Genomic DNA, 17,897 nt, shown 5'->3' with positions numbered 1-17,897 from the left:
GCATCCCGCATTAACCCAGGTATTTACAAATGTACAAATTTTACCACAAGAAAGGGGGAAGGCCTTCGCATGCCACCCATAAAATCCTATTAGCCATGAAACTGACCATATTGTTGCTGTTCTCAATCATGATGCAGGCCGGCGCGGTTTCCTTCGCACAGAAAATTTCGTTGTCACAACGCAATGCGCCCCTGGCCAGGATCTTCGATCAGATCAGTGACCAGACCGGATTCGATTTCCTTGTTTCAGCCGATATGCTTAAAGAAGCAAAACCTGTCACCATAAATGTCAACAAGGTCGAACTTCATCTGGTATTACAGCAGATTTTTGAGAAACAGCCATTTCAGTATACTGTGGATAACCGCGCTATCGTGATATCCAGAAAGGAGAAATCGGCGTTCCAAAAAATTGCTGATTTCCTAACGCCGCCTATCCGCGTCAATGGAACCGTATATGACGGGCTCACTCCACTCGCTGGTGTGTCCGTAATGGTTAAAGGCAGCCACAAGGGAACAGTCACCTCGGTAAATGGTGAATTTTCACTCGGTGAGCTGAATGAAGCTGATGTGCTGGTATTCAGGTACATCGGATATGAAGATCAGGAACTTGCCGTGAGTGATGCCAAAGGGGAGCGGACGGTTGTCAAGCTCCAGATTAGCCAGAAAAAGCTGGATGAAGTTCAGGTATTGGGATATGGTCAGAAAGTTTCCGAGCGAATCAGTACCTCGTCAATTGCCAAGGTCACTGCCGATGATATTGCCAGACAACCCGTAACCAATGTTTTGCAGGCACTCTCGGGACGTGTGCCAGGAGTACTGATTACCGAAAACAGTGGAACCCCTGGCGGAGGCATCAATGTACAGATCAGGGCAAATGGTTCAATTACCGCAGGGACAAACCCGCTTTACATCATTGATGGTGTTCCCTTCCTTTCAGAACCAGTATATACTGCAGGAGGAAACACCGGAACAAACCTGAAGCCTTCCTTTGGCAACAGTCCCCTTAATGCGATCAACCCATCGGATATCGAAAGCCTGCAAATTTTGAAAGATGCAGATGCAACGGCAATCTATGGTAGCAGGGGCGCAAATGGTGTGGTGCTTATCACAACCAAAAAAGGTAAGGCCGGAGACACCAAAATGGACGTCAATGTCAGTGGTGGGGTGTCTTCAGTAGCCAGCCTGCACGGTATCTCGAATCTGACACTGGACCAATACCTCACCATTCGCAGGGCCGCGTATGCAAATTCGGGAGCGACACCAACTGCTTCCCTCGCGCCGGATTTGCTGACCTGGAGCCAGACCGAATCAACCGATTTTCAAAATACCTTTTTCGGTAAAACAGCCCGTTTTCAGGATGCTTCAGCAAGTTTTTCAGGTGGTAGTGCGCAGATGAGCTTCCTGCTAAGCGGGAACTATCACCATGAAACCACCGTCATACCAGGAGATTATGATTATACCCGCGGAGCTGTTCATTTCAATGTAGAGCACAGTTCACTCAACAGGAAGTTTACCGCCACGGTTTCTGCAACGATGACTTTCGATAAAAACAGCAATGTGGCAAAATTTGGTACCACCTCAGACCTGGCCAACAATGCCTTTACACTGGCACCGAATTTCCCGCTTTATGATGCATCAGGGCAAAACCTCTACTGGTTTAATCTCAATACCTTTGCCCTTTATTTTGAAAATCCGCTTAAATATCTTTATCAGAATTATACCGCCAAAACCAATAACCTGATTGGTAATATCAACCTGAAGTATACACCTGTACAAGGCCTGAACATCAGGTTAAACAGCGGTTACAATAAATACCTTACCGACGCACAGAATTTAGTGTACTCGGCCTCCCTGAACCCCGCCAGTGGAAGTAAGCCCTACGCTTATTTTCAGCAGAACTATACCGAAACCTGGAACCTGGAGCCGCAAATGGATTATACGCGCAAAATCAGCCGCGGAACACTGAATCTTTTAGCAGGTGCAACACTTCAGCAGACCCGTTACGTGCAGCCCTTTTACACAGCGGCGAGCCAGTATAGCTCGGATGCACTCCTGACCTCAACACTGGGAGCAGGAACGATCTATACTGCGAATTTTTCCTCAGACTATAATTACTCCTCTTTCTTTGGCAGACTAAACTACAACTGGCTGGATAAGTATATTCTCAACGTGAACTACAGACGGGACGGTTCCTCCAAATTCGGCAGCAATAACAGATTTGGGGACTTCGCCTCAGTGGGTGGTGCATGGATATTTACAGAAGAGCCTTTTCTGAAGGATAAACAAACTTTACTGAGTTATGGGAAACTTAGGGGAAGTTACGGGACTTCGGGCAATGACCAAATCGGTAATTACCAGTACCTGGATACCTATAGCGCTACATTTTATGGATATAATGGGACCGCGGGATTGATTCCGTCCAAAATTGCAAACCCTAACCTGAAATGGGAGGTAAACAGGAAACTCGAACTTGCACTCGATCTTGGTTTCCTGAAAGACCGCATTCTGTTATCCAGCAGCTTCTTTCTCAACCGGACGGGGAATCCCCTGGTGACCTATCCGTTGTCAACGGTTACGGGTTTTGCCTCCTATTATGCAAATATGCCGGCAACCATTGAGCAAAGAGGAGCGGAATTTTCACTCACTACACAAAATTTCCGCAACAGTACCTTTAAATGGAATACCGTACTTAACCTCACCCTGGCCAAGAATAAACTCGTATCCTTCGACAATATCGCGAACAGCCCCTATCTCAATACGCTGGTAGTCGGTGAATCGCTGAATACCATTTATGGCTACCAGTATACCGGCGTTTCAGCGGCGACAAGTTTGCCATCTTTCCGTGATGTGAACAATAATGGTACAACTTCCCTTCAGACCGAACAGGGCATCGCCCAGAACGGACAGGGAGACTGGGTGAAGATCGGTAATACCATTCCCCACCTCTATGGCAGCATATCCAACAGTTTTGAATATAAGGGTTTCCAGCTGGATATACTCATGCAGCTTGTCGGGCACTATAAAAAATGGGGGGTAGGCTATTCGGGTTATTCTGGAACAGCTCCTCCGGGATATACACCTGTGAATACCTATAGCGGCATCTGGGACCTTTTCCAGGAAACCAACGGCCAGATCGCAACCAGAACATTCGGCATCAACACTGATGGCACAGCATACAGTTCCTATGACAAGTACGCCTTATCTGATGCCGTTGTGAGTGATGGGGCCTTTATGAGGCTAAAAAATGTGTCCCTTTCCTACCGATTTCCCAAGGCATGGTCCAGCAGACTTAAAATGTCGTCTGCTCAGGTGTTCCTTCAGGGACAAAATCTGCTCACCGTATCCGGTTACGCAGGATATGATCCGGAAACCGCTGCCACTAACATTCCACCACTGCGCACAATTGTTGCCGGTGCAAGATTTTCATTTTAAAAGCCCTTAGTTATGAACATCAATAAGACCAACTATAAACTCAACCTAATCTCACTTCTTGTACTCGGAAGTTCGATTTTCTGCGGATGCAAAAAATTTACGGATATTGATCCGCCGACCGGACAGCTGGTTACCGAAACAACATTCAAAACCGATGCGACACTGAAATCGGCGCTTGCAGGAATGTACAGTTCCCTGGCGATAACCAATGCACCGGATCTGCAATTAGGACTGAGCCTGCTTCCAGGACTTTCGGCCGATGAGATGAGTTATTACACGACTAATGTATATTATGATCCATTCTTCGCAAATGCACTCAACTCCCAGGATGTATCCTCATACTCGCTCTGGAGATCACTTTATGCCAATATTTATCAGGCCAATGCGATTATTTCCGGCGTCGCCGGCAGCACTGGGGGGTTAAGCAACGCAATGAAAGTGCAGGCAACGGGTGAGGCAAAGTTCATCCGTGCCTTCTGTTATTTTTATCTGGTAAACCTTTGGGGGGATGTGCCCCTGGCAATGGGTACCGATGCAAAGATTAATAATGATCTGCCGCGCAGCCCTAAATCGCTGGTTTATACGCAAATCATCAGTGATCTGACTGATGCGAAGAATAGCCTTGCTGCTGATTTTTCTGCCGCTTCCGGTGAACGCATCAGGCCCAATAAATATGCTGCGGCAGCACTCCTGTCAAGATGCTACCTCTATACCGCAAACTGGGCTGATGCCCGTGCCAATGCTGATCTGATTATTGCACTCAATACCCAGTACAGCTTGCTTTCCACAGCTAACCTGAGCTCAATTTTTACTAAAAACAATACCGAAGCCATCTGGCAGGTTACCGGTTCGCCCGCGGTGTACAGTGGCTATACCTATGAGGGTTATTACTATTCCCTGGGCGTGGCGACTATCCCCAACTATCTGCTTACATTTGATCTGATCAATGCTTTTGAGACCGGGGATGCGCGTTTGAGGAATTGGGTAGGGGTAACATCAAGTACCCTGTCCGGGGTCACAACTACTTATTACTATCCTTTCAAATATCGTCAGAAGGTAACAAATGCTACCACTAGCGGGGAATATTGCACTTATCTCAGGCTCGCCGAACAATACCTGATCCGCGCTGAAGCCCTGGCACAACTCGATGACCTAAATGGTGCGGTAGCTGACCTCAACATTATCCGAAGACGCGCAGGACTTTCCAATACGACTGCGGTGACAAAAACGGCTGTTCTGAGGGCAATTGCGCAGGAGCGAAGGGTAGAGCTTTTTAGTGAATATGGCGCAAGATGGAACGACCTTAAAAGAACAGGAACAGCAGATGATGTGCTTTCCAGAGTGAAGCCCGGATGGAAAGCAACCGCAGTGCTTTATCCAATCCCGCTGACCGATATCAGAAATTCGACTAATTTAACTCAAAATGCAGGCTATTAGCCTGCAATACAAATTTATTACGTTTAAAAAATTACGAAATGAAAAAAACTCTTTCTCTATTGGCTATACTGCTGATGGGCTATTCCCTTTTTGCCCAGGTTTCGCCGTATGCAGGTGAGTATGCCATTCATCTGAAATTGGACAATATCCCCAAGGCTACCATCGCTTTTTTAGATTACTATGTGGATAATCAGAAAGTCAGGGATAGTCTGCTGCTGTATAATGGTGCTGCCACATTCAGGGGTAGAATAAATGAACCGCTTCAGGCAACATTATCCCTGGCACAAAGACCGCAGGATAAGCTTCATCCTTATGATTTTACATCCAGAAACTCCATACAGCTCCTGCTTTATCCTGGCCAGTCAAATGTTCAGGCAAGGGATTCGCTTAAGGGTACCATGGCTACAGGAAACATTCACTTAAAAGAATTCTATGAGCTTCAGTCCGCAGAGTCCGCTTATCGCAGAAAATATACCGCTCCAATATATGAAGAGATGTTAAAACACAAAAAGGAACCCGAGCTTTATGCCCAACTCAGGGAAAAGGCAAACCGGTTTGGAGAGGCAATCAGGGATTCGATATATATTCCGTTTATTGCTCGCCATAGAAATACCCCTGTAGGCCTTTTGGCCTTCAGACGTTACGCAGGAAGTATAATGGATCTATCCGCAGAACCACTTTTTGGCACCCTCGATGTCAGCATACGAAATCTTCCCACCGCAAAGGCGGTTCTTAACCAGTTTAATAACATTCGCAAAACGGCCATCGGACAGTTAGCACCTGATTTTACGCAACCGGATTCAACTGGGCGCAATCTGACACTTTCTGCCCTCAGGGGCAAATATGTGCTTCTCGATTTCTGGGCAAGCTGGTGCGGCCCGTGCCGGCTGGAAAATCCTAACCTCGTTTCTGCTTATCAAAAATATGGCAACAAAAACTTTACGATACTCAGCGTATCCCTGGATCGTGCTGCAGGCCGCCAGGACTGGCTGAAAGCCATCAAGGCAGATGGCTTGACCTGGTTGCATGTGAGTGACCTGTCATATTTTAATAATGCTGCCGCAAAATTGTATGGTATACAAGCAATACCCCAAAACTTTCTAATCGGCCCGGATGGAAAAATCCTGGCAAAAAACTTGACGGGTGAGCATCTGAAGGATGTCCTAGCCAAATATCTTTAGAAGTGTACGAAGCTAAATCCGTGGTCAGAAGCTGACTAAAAAGCTTCTGACCAGGTTTTTTTACGCCCAAGTATCTACATAGACTGAATTTCAACTTTTCTTTATTATTAAAAAAAGGATTGGAGTATATTTGTCTACCTGGTATCCTATTCGTTAAAGGAATTAATTAATATTTAGTATTGAAAGGAGTTATTTATATTCCGTAACTTGCTGATATAAAAATAGTTTAAATCAAAAATTCGATTTAAGATTATGAAAACTCCAGTGTTAATAATCGGATATACAGCATTGATCTGCCTGCTGCTATTTTATCTTTTGGGAACCTACTTCGGTATTTTTCATGCACAGCCAGATTTTAAGGATCCGGCTATACCAAAACCCACTGAAATTATCGGATATACCATTTACCCGCCACTGGATTTTCTGGTCAATGCCCTCAATACTACGCTATTGATAAATCTGGGCGCTTTACTGACCACCTCGGCGAGTAAGGCCGAATTCAGGAAACTCGCAGCGAGGCTGCTCGGTTTGGTTCCTGATCAGCCAAAGCAATCTGTAAAAGAAACTTTTCAGCTTATTGCCGGATTGGTAGTGATAGTTACCGGTATCAGCTGCTTTGTCACCTGGATAGTATATTCCCGAGAAAAAATTCCGCCCGTAGCACCCTTTGTAATCATAAATGGCAAAGCGTTGATAGGGGTTTTAATTGGCTATGCAGGCTATATATTAGGCACAAAACCTACTGTTCAGGGATTTGTTAAGTCTCTTTTTGGTTAAAGTTCTGCTGGGGATTCTACCAGGCAGAACCTTATTCTATAAGAGACAAAAACCTTTTTCAGTTAGAATTTATTTTGATTTGTTGTCCAGATTAAGCGTTACGTCCAGAAAACCCAGGAACTTCGCGTCCTTATTGTATTTCACGACGAGCTTTAGCCATGGGGATTTTGACGAAGGCCGTCCTTGAAGTGTAGCACTGGCGAAAAAAGCATCACGTTTTTCAGAACTTAGCCTTCCACTCCATATCAGCCGCTCTTCCAGTGCGAATTTTAGTTCCAGCAAGGATGCTAAGGATTTATCTTTGAACAGGATACGGTTTATCCCGATATTTAAATTAGTAACATTTCGGCCGATCGATTTATTGACAGAAATCGTGTCCGTACCCAGGGTATCACTCAGTGAAATCACAAGTTCATTGTTCTTTCGACCATTTTTTCCAAAGCCCAACAGAAAATCCAGCACTGGAATGTGTTGATGGGAGATGGCGTCGGGTGTATATTTGTAATTGTAACCAAGCGTCAGCAATGGCCGGCTCTGGATAGACTTTATCCGGTCGTCATAGATTTTTCTGACTTGCTGATAAGCGGATTCTACCGTAATGCCTCCGCCGGATGTTGTGTTTTTGGCAAGCTCATCATTGATCTGGCCAATCACTTTATTGAACTCACTATCACTCACAGCGGCAGAAGTGTTTTTGGGCTTGCCATCTTCTTTTTGTGCCTCTGAGAGGTAAGACCTTAGTGAGGATGCCAGAGGGGTTGCGAAATATTCGGACATCAGAAACTCTGCGAACAGGGTGACATTGCCGGCTTTTGGCGGCTGGCCAGGATTTTTCAGCGAATGGGATACCGAATCTTCGAACATTTTATAAGAATTTTGGAATGGCAGCGCATCTCCCACCCCGTCCCTAAGTTGGGAAGGTAGCAGATCAAGGATGTCCTGCTTTAAATTCAACACATCATTTCTCCCTTTTGCATCGGCCGCGATTTTGTTCAGTTGCTGAGCAATCGCATTCCATTTATTTTTTTTGTATTGCTCCAGTACCCTGAAGTTGATTGCCATAAGCTTTCGGCTAAGCTGGTCGTAATCCGGTTTGCTTAACAGTTCCTGGTAAACATTTACATTGGAGGGATCCCTTTTGTTCAGCAAGTTGTAGCTTAGACCAATGGTGAAGGAATTTATTTTTGTGTTTTTATCCACTCCTCCCCCGATGAGCAGCTGGGTGTTGCGCTGAAAAGATTTTTTCAGGTAGTTTTCACTTTTATACTTGCTTACCGAATCCATGGGATCCAGGGCGAAAAGATTGGCTTTCAGCAAAATTTCTTTTTCGTTGCTCGTCAGGTTTTTAGCGACACCCTGTAAATAATTGGTCAGGATTTGCTGCCTGCCCATGCTTTTTTCGTTTTCGCCTTCGATAATCGATTTTTTAATGAGCTGCTCACTGTTTTGAGCAAAGACTGGCCCAACTGCTCCAAGCAGGTAAGCCAAAATGACCAAAACCCTTCTCATTTACGCTTTTTATTTTTTCCAGTGCTTTGCTTTTTTTCGTTTTTATCTCCTTTAGCCAGCCCCGCAGCCCCTTTGGATTTGCTTTTCCTGAAAAAGCTTTTTTGCGGGTCTATAGCAGTAAAAAAGGCTTCTGTAAAATTGGACTTCACAGCAGTATTTCCCGTTACGAAGATAATTGCCGGATCTGCTGTGATATTTCCCGGCGGGAAGTTATATATGTATTTTTTTGCAACCTGACCACTAATTTCCAGATGGATATTGCCCTGCGGACTCTCGGGAGATGTTCCGCTGAACATCAGGGTTCTTGATCCGTCTTTAAGATCCGCTTCCAGCGAACCATCAGCAGTAAAGGTTATGGAACTTTTGTCTTCAAAGGTTATCTTCAAAGTACCCTCGCCGCCAGAGAAGGCTGCGGTAAATTTGACTTTTCCCATAATAGTATAGGTGAGAGGTTAAAATTTAGTAATTATTTGTCATGCAGTCGTTTATGTGTTTGTTTTATTGAATAAAAGTAAATACTTATTGGGAATATTCCAAATGGAAGTATTTCTTTTTGCCAGCGGGATTTAATAAGCAATTCTCTCCCAAAATATCGCGGTATACACCTACCAGATGCAATATTCCCCTTTTGGTTTCATTCCCCTTCAAAGTTGACTTACCCGCAACGTAGCCTCAGCAACAACCTTTCCCTCTGGCTGTTTAGTAACCCAGAAGTCAATTCCCACCTTAGACCCACTTAGCAGTCTGCCCCCGGACTGTCCAAACGGTAATTGACTAATCCTGCAATTAACCCTGAACAGCGAAAATAATTTGCATCTTCTTCAGTTTGAATTATCTTAGCTGACAGAATGTAAATCTCAGTGTATATATTTGCCGACATATAATTGAAAGTAGTTACTCCATATCAGGATTCCAGCGACCGCGAACTGCTTGATCTTCTAAAAGAGAACAACCAGCAGGCTTTTGCCGAACTTTACGACAGATATAAAGTCGTCCTGCATCGGTATGCCTTTAAGTGGTTGCAGGATCGGGATGCCGCCAAGGATATCATCCAGGATATCTTTACCATTGTCTGGATCAAGCGGGAAAGCATAACTCTTGAAAAAAATCTTTCAGGATACCTGTATATCGCAGTCCGTAATGCAATACTGCGAAAAATCGAACGACAGGACCGCGATAACCAATATGCTGAATCCCTCAAGTCTTTTGCCAGCCAGGAGATCAGCAATACCGATTATCTTGCAAGGGAAAAACAGTTGAAAGATATCATCGAGCAGGAAATTGCTGCCCTTCCCCCAAAAATGAGGGAGGTCTTTGAATTAAGCAGAAATGAATACCTTAGTCACGCCCAGATTGCCGAGCGCATGGGGATCTCCGAACTGACCGTTCGTACCCATGTGAAAAATGCCCTGAAGATACTTAGGGGCAAGCTTGGGATTTACCTCTTCCTTTACCTTCTCATGCGGTAATTTTTCTGAATTTATTTTTTTATATCATATACCCCCTGGACAGGTTTCAGGTATCTTAACTATATACCAAGAGTTATAAGAAGTCAATTACAGTGCATTTTGCGCTCACTGATCAGTCAAACCCGACCTGGAAATAACCATCTGGCTGATCATCGTCCTAAAATGACTGTGCACCTTAGCATGACCTAATGTTATTCTTTTGGAAAAATTAATCATCTGAAAACCAAAAACCAAACGAATGAAAACCAGTATTTTATTATCAATTGCATTTCTTCCAATGATGGTAGCCGCACAGCAAAAGTATACCGTAAATGCTACCGTAAAGAATGTAAAGCTGCCTGCTAAAGCCTACCTGGTGTACCAAATCGACCGAAAGATACTGAAAGATTCCATACAGCTGACCGGAGATAAATTTACCTTCAGGGGAGAGGTACCCTCAAAAATGAAAGCATTTGTATTACTTAAACAGGCGGATAGCACTAAGAGGACGAATGGGACAATTGCCGATCAGGTCGGTATCTATCTTGAAGATGGTACCATTGACATACTTGCCTCTGGTGTATTGCAAAATTCAATGATCTCCGGCACGCAGTTGAACAAAGACCATATGGAGTTGAATAATGCACTGGTAAGTATCAAATCTACCCAGGACCAGATGAATACAGATTATGCCCAGGCGAAAGATAATCCAGCGCTTCAAACAGAAATCCGTGAAAAATCCGAACAGTTATTTGCTATAAAAGCACAGGTAGAAGTGAAGTTTATCCAAGAGCATCCCAATTCTTTAGTCAGCCTGAATTTGCTGCGCGCCTCTTTAAATCCTGCGAAAGATCCGGCATTTGCAAAAACACTGTTTGAAGGGCTTTCTTCAGAACTTCGTGCAACCCCGGCGGGCCAATCCTATCAAAAACTGATAGAACAGGCGGATGCCCAGGGAGGAATGTAAGTTCAAATCTACTGATACCTTTCAATACTGATATTTGGACTGATTTCAGTTCAGATATCAGCTCAAATCCATTTTTTTTATTTTATCATGAAATAAAAAGAATATTTTTCTTGGCTATACCCCCTAAATTAATTTCAGGTATCTACTAATTATAGAAATCCGCCTCATTATGGAAGATCAAACAGATTTATTGAAAAAATATAACCAGAATCGTGCAAGTGACCATGATCGTGCGATTGTGGAACAGTGGCACCTCCAGTTTGATCTCAGCAACCGTAAAGTCCTTGGAGCAGAAGAAACCGCTCAGGATCTGGATGAGGTCAGAAGAAATTTGCTAATGCTGTCGGTCGTCCCCAAAAAAAGGCGTCTATGGCTCAGGCTTACGGCAGCTGCTGCAATTCTGCTATTGATTTCTTCAATTGCTTACCTCTGGTTATCCAGAAGTCCAGAACGGATAACCACAGATCAACTGGCTAAGAATGATCTACCCCCAGGTAGAAAAACAGCCACGCTCACCCTCGCTGATGGTTCTCGAATTGTCTTGAACCCAAACGCAAAGGGAAGGATCGCCAGCGAACACGGCGTGGTCATCGAGCAGAATGACCAGGGACATCTCATATACAACGGTACCAATGCTGGTTCGATCGCTAAAAATATCAATATACTGAGTACCGCAAGGGGAGAGGAATTTCAGGTATCGCTTCCCGACGGGACCAAAGTTTGGCTTAATGCCGCATCAAGGCTGGAATATCCCTCTAACTTCCAGGGGCTTCAGGAAAGAAACGTCAAGCTGATTGGGGAAGCCTATTTTGAAGTTGCAAAAGATAAAGCTCATCCCTTTGTTGTTCAGACTGAAAGGCAGCGTATAGCCGTTCTGGGAACCCATTTCAATGTTAATGCTTATCAGGATGAAGCATTACTTAAAACCACACTGTTCGAAGGGCTTGTCAGGGTAAATGAAAATATGGTTTTAAAACCAGGTCAGCAGGCTATTTCGGACCAGGCTGGTAAAATTTATGTCGGTGAGGCTGACTTAGATGCGGTTCTTGCCTGGAAGGATGGTTTTTTCAATTTCAAACAAGTACCCCTTCCTCAGATCATGAGACAGATTTCCCGATGGTATAATCTGGAGGTGGTCTATGAAGGCAATACTCATACAGATACGTTCAGTGGTGTTATCGACAGAAATGCGAGTCTGTCCAGAATCTTAAAGATTTTGGAAAAAGGTGGGGTTGAGTTCCACATTGAAGGCCGGAAACTTTTTGTCACCAACTAATCAATAATGGAGAATAGAATTTAAAATAATTAGATAACAATTAAAGGAAAGGAATAATTTGGAATAAATAACTACAAATAATACCAGACAAATTAGCGGAAATGATAGGAAACTGAACCCTGACTGCTATCAGGATCCAGTACCGCCTAGGCCGCTTGATTAAAAAACTTTCAACAGAACTTAAACCAAACCTAAACTTCACAAAAGTATGCAAATAAACTTATGTGGTAAAATGTCCTGTCTCGCAGGGCACTTACCCTATAAACTACTATTGGCTATGAAACTAACCATTTCAATTATATTATTTACTGTTATACAGGTATTTGCAACGGCGAATGCGCAGAAAATTACGCTTTCGGAAACCAATACACCTGTAAGTATTGTACTGGCTAAGATCCAGAAACAATCCGGTTACGACTTTTTTTATAAGAACGATTTACTGACCGATTCAAAGGTTAGCGTAAAATTAACCAATGCTAGCCTGGAAGCTGCATTACATGCGGTACTTGACAAACAACATCTGGAATTCAGTCTGGAGGACAAGCTTATTACGATACAGAAATCCAGAATCGAGCCGAAAGCTCAAAATAAACCTCTGCCACCGGTGAGGATTAAAGGTATCGTTGTCGGAGAGGATGGCAAGGGCTTGCCAGCTGCTACGGTATACCTTATCGGAAAAAAAATATCCAGAACGGCAACACAGCCAGATGGTAGTTTTGAGTTCATGACATCCGAAGGGGATAGTGTGCTGAATGTAAGCTATGTCGGCTATGCGATGAAGTCGGTAAGAATTGTTCCGGGTAAAACAAATTACAGAATTGTCATGCAGGCACAGGATGCAGATTTAAAGGCAGTTGTAGTTACCGGGATGTTTGATAAACCCAAAGAAAGCTTTACCGGCGCGGTAACAGTAATCACAAAAGAGCAGATCAAAATGTTTGGTAACAGAAATCTGCTTAAAACCATTGGAAATATTGACCCAGCCTTTAATATCGAGGAGCAGAGCATATCGGGTTCCAATCCCAATGCATTACCCAATATCTCTATCCGTGGTACTTCGACCATTCCAACTGACCTGACCAATATACAGAGTACCAATATCAGGAATGCCTATAACGTTCCACTTTTTATCCTGGATGGCTTTGAGGTTACCCTTCAACGTGTAATGGATATGAACCAGAATGATGTTGAATCGGTAGTCATATTGAAAGATGCCAGTTCAACAGCAGCCTACGGCGCCAGGGGTGCCAATGGGGTTGTGGTAATCACTTCAATTAAGCCGGTAGGTGGAAAAATCAGAATCTCCTATTCCGCAGGCTTAAATATTGAAATACCAGATTTTTCAAGTTATAATTTGCTCGGCTCCGCTGATAAACTAGCCATTGAGCGCAAAGCCGGTTTGTATACCAGCACGAGTATCAGTACCCAGGATAGTTATAACCAGCTTTACAACGCAAACCTAAAAGCCACTGTAGAAGGCGTGGATACCAAATGGGCGCAAATACCCACCCAGGTTGGAATCGGTCAGGTTCATTCAATTGGACTTAGCGGTGGTGATAATGAATTCCGATATACCCTGAATGGTTCCTATAATCAGATTACAGGGGTAATGAAAGGCTCCAAACGGGATAACTTCAATGGTGGAATCACTTTATCCTACATCTTAAAGAAAGTACGTTTTACTAATAATCTTTCCGTAGGTTTCAATAATTCCTCAAATAGTACATGGGGAGACTTTAGCAGCTACATTACCATGAACCCATACTGGAATCCCTACGATGCAAATGGTAGAGCGGTTGCGCAGTTTACGGGATTTGGCGGCACTTACACCAATCCCGCATATAATGGATCACTGCCAGATTTTGACAAAACCAAATATACAGTTTTCAGAAATACCACTTCACTGGATTGGGATATCATTAAAGGGCTTAAGTCCAGTAGTTCAATAGGTTATAACAGACAGGTTGGGAGCAGTGATATTTTTAGGTCACCCTCGAATAGTGCTTTTCTGCAGAACTCGGCTACAACTAAAGGATCTTATAACCTAATTAATGATTTTCAACAAAGTTATCAGGCCAGAACTACACTTAGTTACGGCACAGTTATAGGGAAAAGTACGGTATTTGCCGGCTTTAATGGTCAGGTGACCGAAGATAAAGCCAATGGCAATGCATTGACAGCCACAGGATTCAGTAACGATCAGCAATCAAATCTTGCAGATGCAATCAATAGCGGCAGACCAACAACAACTGAGAGTACAACCCGCACCGTGGGTGCCAGTTTTACTGCCAGTTATAATTTTGATGGAAGGTTTTTTGTTGATGCCAACTACAACCTTACAGGTGGTTCCTCTTTCGGTGCCAACTCTAAGTTCGGAACGTTTTACTCAGCAGGTCTGGGCTGGACAATCAGTAATGAGCGCTTTATGAAAGAGCTACTACCAAAGGTCAATTCATTGAGGATCCGCTATAACTATGGCGTATCGGGAGGGATGAACTTTGATCCTTATCAGTCCCTGTCCAGTTATCAATATGATCGCACTGCCCTTTACAGATCCCTTTCAGGTGCAAACCTGATATCCTTTGGTAACAAGGATTTACAATGGCAGAACACCTATCAGCACAATGCGGGCATAGATATGGGACTATTCGATGGGTTGCTGACCCTCTCAGCAAACTATTATTTCAAAACGACTAATAATGCAATTACTACAGCTAATCTTTCCTACTCGCATGGTTTTAGCAGCTACATCGAAAACTTTGGAAAAGTAAACAATTACGGAAGTGACATAACCGCATCGGTTTTCCTGGTCAGAAATCCAGCAAAGAAATTCTACTGGTCAGTGACAGCATCTGCAGCTCATAATAAAAATATTCTGGTGAAATTGAGTGATGCACTCAAAAAAGCCAACCAGCTTGCAGCATCATCCAATTCAAGCGGCCAGGTGTACTATCAGTATGTGGAGGGGCAGTCAACGGATGCCGTATATGTTCTCCAGTCTCCAGGAGTTGACGCAGCTACTGGTAAAGTGCTTTACCTGAAAGCTGATGGAACCCTGACTACCGCGATTTCAGGGGATTTGCCGAAAGTGGTAGTGGGACAGAGTATTCCAAAAGTTGATGGAAGACTAAGTACGATGATCAGAATCGGTCAATTCGCCGCAAATATAGGCTTCGCTGCTAGGTTTGGTGCGACAAAAGTTAACTATACTTTATTAAATAAGGTTGAAAATGCTTTTCTGAGGGTAAATGTTGATGCCAGGGTATCAGATTACCGCTGGTCAGCTCCAGGGGATGTCACCGGGTTCAAGTCTTTGACAGTAACTGATAATACATATCCGAATAACAGGTTTGCATTTACCGAAACAACCTTCCTACTGAACAATATCAATATCAATTATTCCCTGCCTGCAAAATTGGTAAAACATCTGGATGTTCAGCAAATTACCGTATCTGCAACAATGAGCGACATTGGCTACTGGAGCAATATTGAGCAGGAACGCGGTACAAGCTATCCATATTCCCTAAAACCAAGTTTTTCACTTTCCTGTACTTTTTAATCATGGAACAATTCAAAGCTAACATAATGAAAAAGATTCAACTAATAGGACTGATGTTCCTGATCATGTTCAGCAGTTCGTGCAAAAAATTTCTAACCGTGGAACCAGCAACCGTTACCACTGCGGATAAACTATTCGCCAGTCCTCAGGGGTATACTGATGCGCTTGCAGGTATCTATATCGGGATGAGAAAAAATTATTCACCCGCTGCGTTTTTAAACAGTGGTGGTACAGATTTTATGGCACAGCTTTGGTATTACCCCGCTGCAACAGCAACTAATGGGGTTAATTATCAGCTCGCTCACCATCTCTATAAAAGCACTGAAGTGGATGCCGCGCTCAACACAATGTTTCTAAATCAGTATAATACCATACTGAATACCAATACACTCTTAAATGCACTAACCACTCAGAATGTGCTTGAAGAAAGGCTAGCCAAGTGTACAGAAGGGGAAGGACTGGCAATCAGGGCATTTGTTCACTTTGATCTGATGCGACTATTTGGCCCGATACCTTCTAATCCAGGATCCAAGGGATATCTTCCTTATGTGACAACGGTAGATAAAAGCGCTTATTCGTATGATTCCTACAGCAACTACATGGCAAAACTGACCGCTGATCTGGATAAGGCTGAACAGTTGCTTGCAACCTATGATCCCATTTCTAAATACTCACCCGCATCACTAAACCGTACATTCGCAGCTTACACAGAATATCAGCAGCAATACTGGTACTGGAGGCAGAACCGCATGAATTATTACGCAGTTCTTGGTCTTCAGGCAAGAGTACGTTTATGGATGGGTGATAAAGTGAATGCGGCGAGGTATGCAAAAATGGTTATTGATGCAGTCGATCCTAACGGAGCGAAAAAATTTACCTTTGGCGTTAGAAGTAACCTCTCTTCCAGAAATTACGTATTCTTTACTGAGCATTTATTTGGCCTTAACATCGAGAATTTCAACGATGCCCTGGTTTCCAGTGGTTCACAGGCTACTCAGGTAATTCAGCAGTCCAAGATCATTTCAGACCTCTATCAGAGTGAAACCTCTGATCTCAGATATGCGCTGTTTTATTCAATTTCAACCTCATATTTTTCGGGTAATGCATCCTCCACCAAGAAGTATGCAGATCTTCTGGCAGCGACCACAACAGTGCCCAATAGTAATGTGTTTTCGATCCCGATGATCAGACTCTCGGAAATGTATTTGATTATGATGGAGTGTTCGAGCCTTACCGATGCCAATACCTATTATACCGCCTATCGTACAGCGAGGGAGGTCGCACCGATTACCCTTACAGAAACAAACAGGCAGGATATCCTGATTAGAGAATACATCAAAGACTTTTATGCTGAAGGTCAGATTTTTTACCTGTACAAACGCCTTGGGATAACCAATATGATGTGGAGTGACCATTCTACCGGAGAAGCTGAATATGTACTGCCGCTTCCTAGTAGAGAAATCGGTCTTGGCCAATAATTTTATCCATTAAATTCAATTAGAGATGATCAAAAAAATCATAAACACAATCGCTGTTTCATTGACAGTTCTAACTTTGGCTGGATGTAAAAAAGAACTACCAGCAGCTTATACAGGTCAACAGTATCTTGAATTTTATTCTTTATACGATATTAAAGAAGTCACTACGGCGTATTCCTCCTTCTATTATCTTAACTCATCCAGATCTACCGATACCGTCTTTTTGCGGGTTAGGACAGTGGGCACTGTGCCCTCTAAAACTAGCTTTATTAAATTATCAGCTTTCACGGACCCCAATACAACCTCTGCCTATCCCGATGCGGTAGCCGGTGTTCAATACGTTTCCTTTGATGATGAAAATATAAAAAAGTTAATGAAGGTGGATGCGGGTAAGTACGAAGCTTATATTCCCGTTGTACTTAAAAGGGACCCCAGCCTGAAAGATAAAGTTTACCAGCTTAGGTTTAAAATCACTACTTCAGATGACTTCAAGCCAGGTAACTCCGATCATACCGAAGGGATCATTTACATTTCTGATCGCCTGTTTCAGCCATCAAACTGGACACCCTCGTTTTTCCTGGGAAGCTATGGTTCAGTAAAACATCAATTCATGATTGAACAGTCAGGTAAACCATGGGATGCTGCATTTATCACAACCCTTACCAACCCGGTAGACCTTAATGCACAGGCATTCTATCTTTTCAAGTTTACCCAGGCTTTGAAAGACTTAAATGCAACCCGAAAGGCTGCCGGTCTGACCGAACTTCGGGAGAATCCGCTTTTGCCTTCAACTGCGGTGACTTTTCCTAATCTTTAATCATAAAATCCAAGAAC

The 17,897-nt window shown here is 43.5% G+C and carries 12 protein-coding genes; 10 read left to right on the top strand and 2 right to left on the bottom strand.

Features of this window, described 5'->3' with window-relative positions; translation table 11 throughout:
• Positions 1-95: 95 nt before the first annotated feature.
• The 4 genes from U859_RS0128090 to U859_RS0128075 all read left to right on the top strand — a co-directional run bounded on the left by U859_RS0128090 (position 96) and on the right by U859_RS0128075 (position 6,826).
• Entirely contained in the window at positions 96-3,431 is a 3,336-nt protein-coding gene (locus U859_RS0128090) for a SusC/RagA family TonB-linked outer membrane protein (protein WP_162800072.1), read from the top strand.
• 12 nt (positions 3,432-3,443) lie between these two features.
• On the top strand, positions 3,444-4,868 hold the full coding sequence (locus U859_RS0128085; protein WP_025146545.1) for a RagB/SusD family nutrient uptake outer membrane protein: 1,425 nt from the start codon (positions 3,444-3,446) through the stop codon (positions 4,866-4,868).
• Positions 4,869-4,906: 38 nt separating this feature from the next.
• On the top strand, positions 4,907-6,049 hold the full coding sequence (locus U859_RS31405) for a TlpA disulfide reductase family protein (RefSeq protein ID WP_025146544.1): 1,143 nt from the start codon (positions 4,907-4,909) through the stop codon (positions 6,047-6,049).
• A 252-nt stretch (positions 6,050-6,301) separates the two neighbouring features.
• Complete coding sequence (locus tag U859_RS0128075) at positions 6,302-6,826, top strand: hypothetical protein (protein ID WP_025146543.1); 525 nt, start codon at positions 6,302-6,304, stop codon at positions 6,824-6,826.
• A 69-nt stretch (positions 6,827-6,895) separates the two neighbouring features.
• Here U859_RS0128075 and U859_RS0128070 read toward each other — a convergent pair whose 3' ends face one another.
• Both U859_RS0128070 and U859_RS0128065 read right to left on the bottom strand, forming a co-directional pair.
• Positions 6,896-8,335, bottom strand: a complete 1,440-nt coding sequence (locus U859_RS0128070; RefSeq protein ID WP_025146542.1) for a hypothetical protein — start codon at positions 8,333-8,335, stop codon at positions 6,896-6,898.
• Positions 8,332-8,769, bottom strand: a complete 438-nt coding sequence (locus tag U859_RS0128065) for a hypothetical protein (RefSeq protein ID WP_025146541.1) — start codon at positions 8,767-8,769, stop codon at positions 8,332-8,334. Before U859_RS0128065 ends, U859_RS0128070 begins: the two co-directional genes overlap by 4 nt.
• Before the next feature lie 450 nt (positions 8,770-9,219).
• Between U859_RS0128065 and U859_RS0128060 the strand changes: the two genes are divergently transcribed.
• The 6 genes from U859_RS0128060 (at position 9,220) to U859_RS0128035 (ending at position 17,880) form a co-directional block, all read left to right on the top strand.
• Positions 9,220-9,804: an RNA polymerase sigma-70 factor gene (locus tag U859_RS0128060; RefSeq protein WP_025146540.1), complete on the top strand. Its 585-nt coding sequence runs from the start codon at positions 9,220-9,222 to the stop codon at positions 9,802-9,804.
• A gap of 238 nt (positions 9,805-10,042) precedes the next feature.
• Entirely contained in the window at positions 10,043-10,750 is a 708-nt protein-coding gene (locus U859_RS0128055) for a DUF4369 domain-containing protein (RefSeq protein WP_025146539.1), read from the top strand.
• Positions 10,751-10,919: 169 nt separating this feature from the next.
• Positions 10,920-12,026, top strand: coding sequence for a FecR family protein (locus U859_RS0128050; protein ID WP_025146538.1), 1,107 nt, complete (start codon positions 10,920-10,922; stop codon positions 12,024-12,026).
• Positions 12,027-12,303: 277 nt separating this feature from the next.
• Positions 12,304-15,585 (top strand): SusC/RagA family TonB-linked outer membrane protein, encoded by a 3,282-nt coding sequence (locus U859_RS0128045; protein ID WP_025146537.1) that lies wholly within the window; start codon positions 12,304-12,306, stop codon positions 15,583-15,585.
• A 26-nt stretch (positions 15,586-15,611) separates the two neighbouring features.
• On the top strand, positions 15,612-17,063 hold the full coding sequence (locus U859_RS0128040) for a RagB/SusD family nutrient uptake outer membrane protein (protein ID WP_162800071.1): 1,452 nt from the start codon (positions 15,612-15,614) through the stop codon (positions 17,061-17,063).
• A gap of 25 nt (positions 17,064-17,088) precedes the next feature.
• Positions 17,089-17,880 carry a DUF4843 domain-containing protein gene (locus tag U859_RS0128035; RefSeq protein ID WP_025146535.1) on the top strand — a complete coding sequence of 264 codons (792 nt, stop codon included), beginning with the start codon at positions 17,089-17,091 and terminating at the stop codon, positions 17,878-17,880.
• The last annotated feature ends 17 nt before the right edge of the window (positions 17,881-17,897 follow it).

Origin of the sequence: Pedobacter jeongneungensis, assembly GCF_000633455.1 — a bacterium.
Taxonomy (GTDB): domain Bacteria; phylum Bacteroidota; class Bacteroidia; order Sphingobacteriales; family Sphingobacteriaceae; genus Pedobacter; species Pedobacter jeongneungensis_A.
The sequence above is the reverse complement of the archived record's forward strand: the minus strand, read 5'-3'. Positions and strand labels throughout refer to the sequence as shown.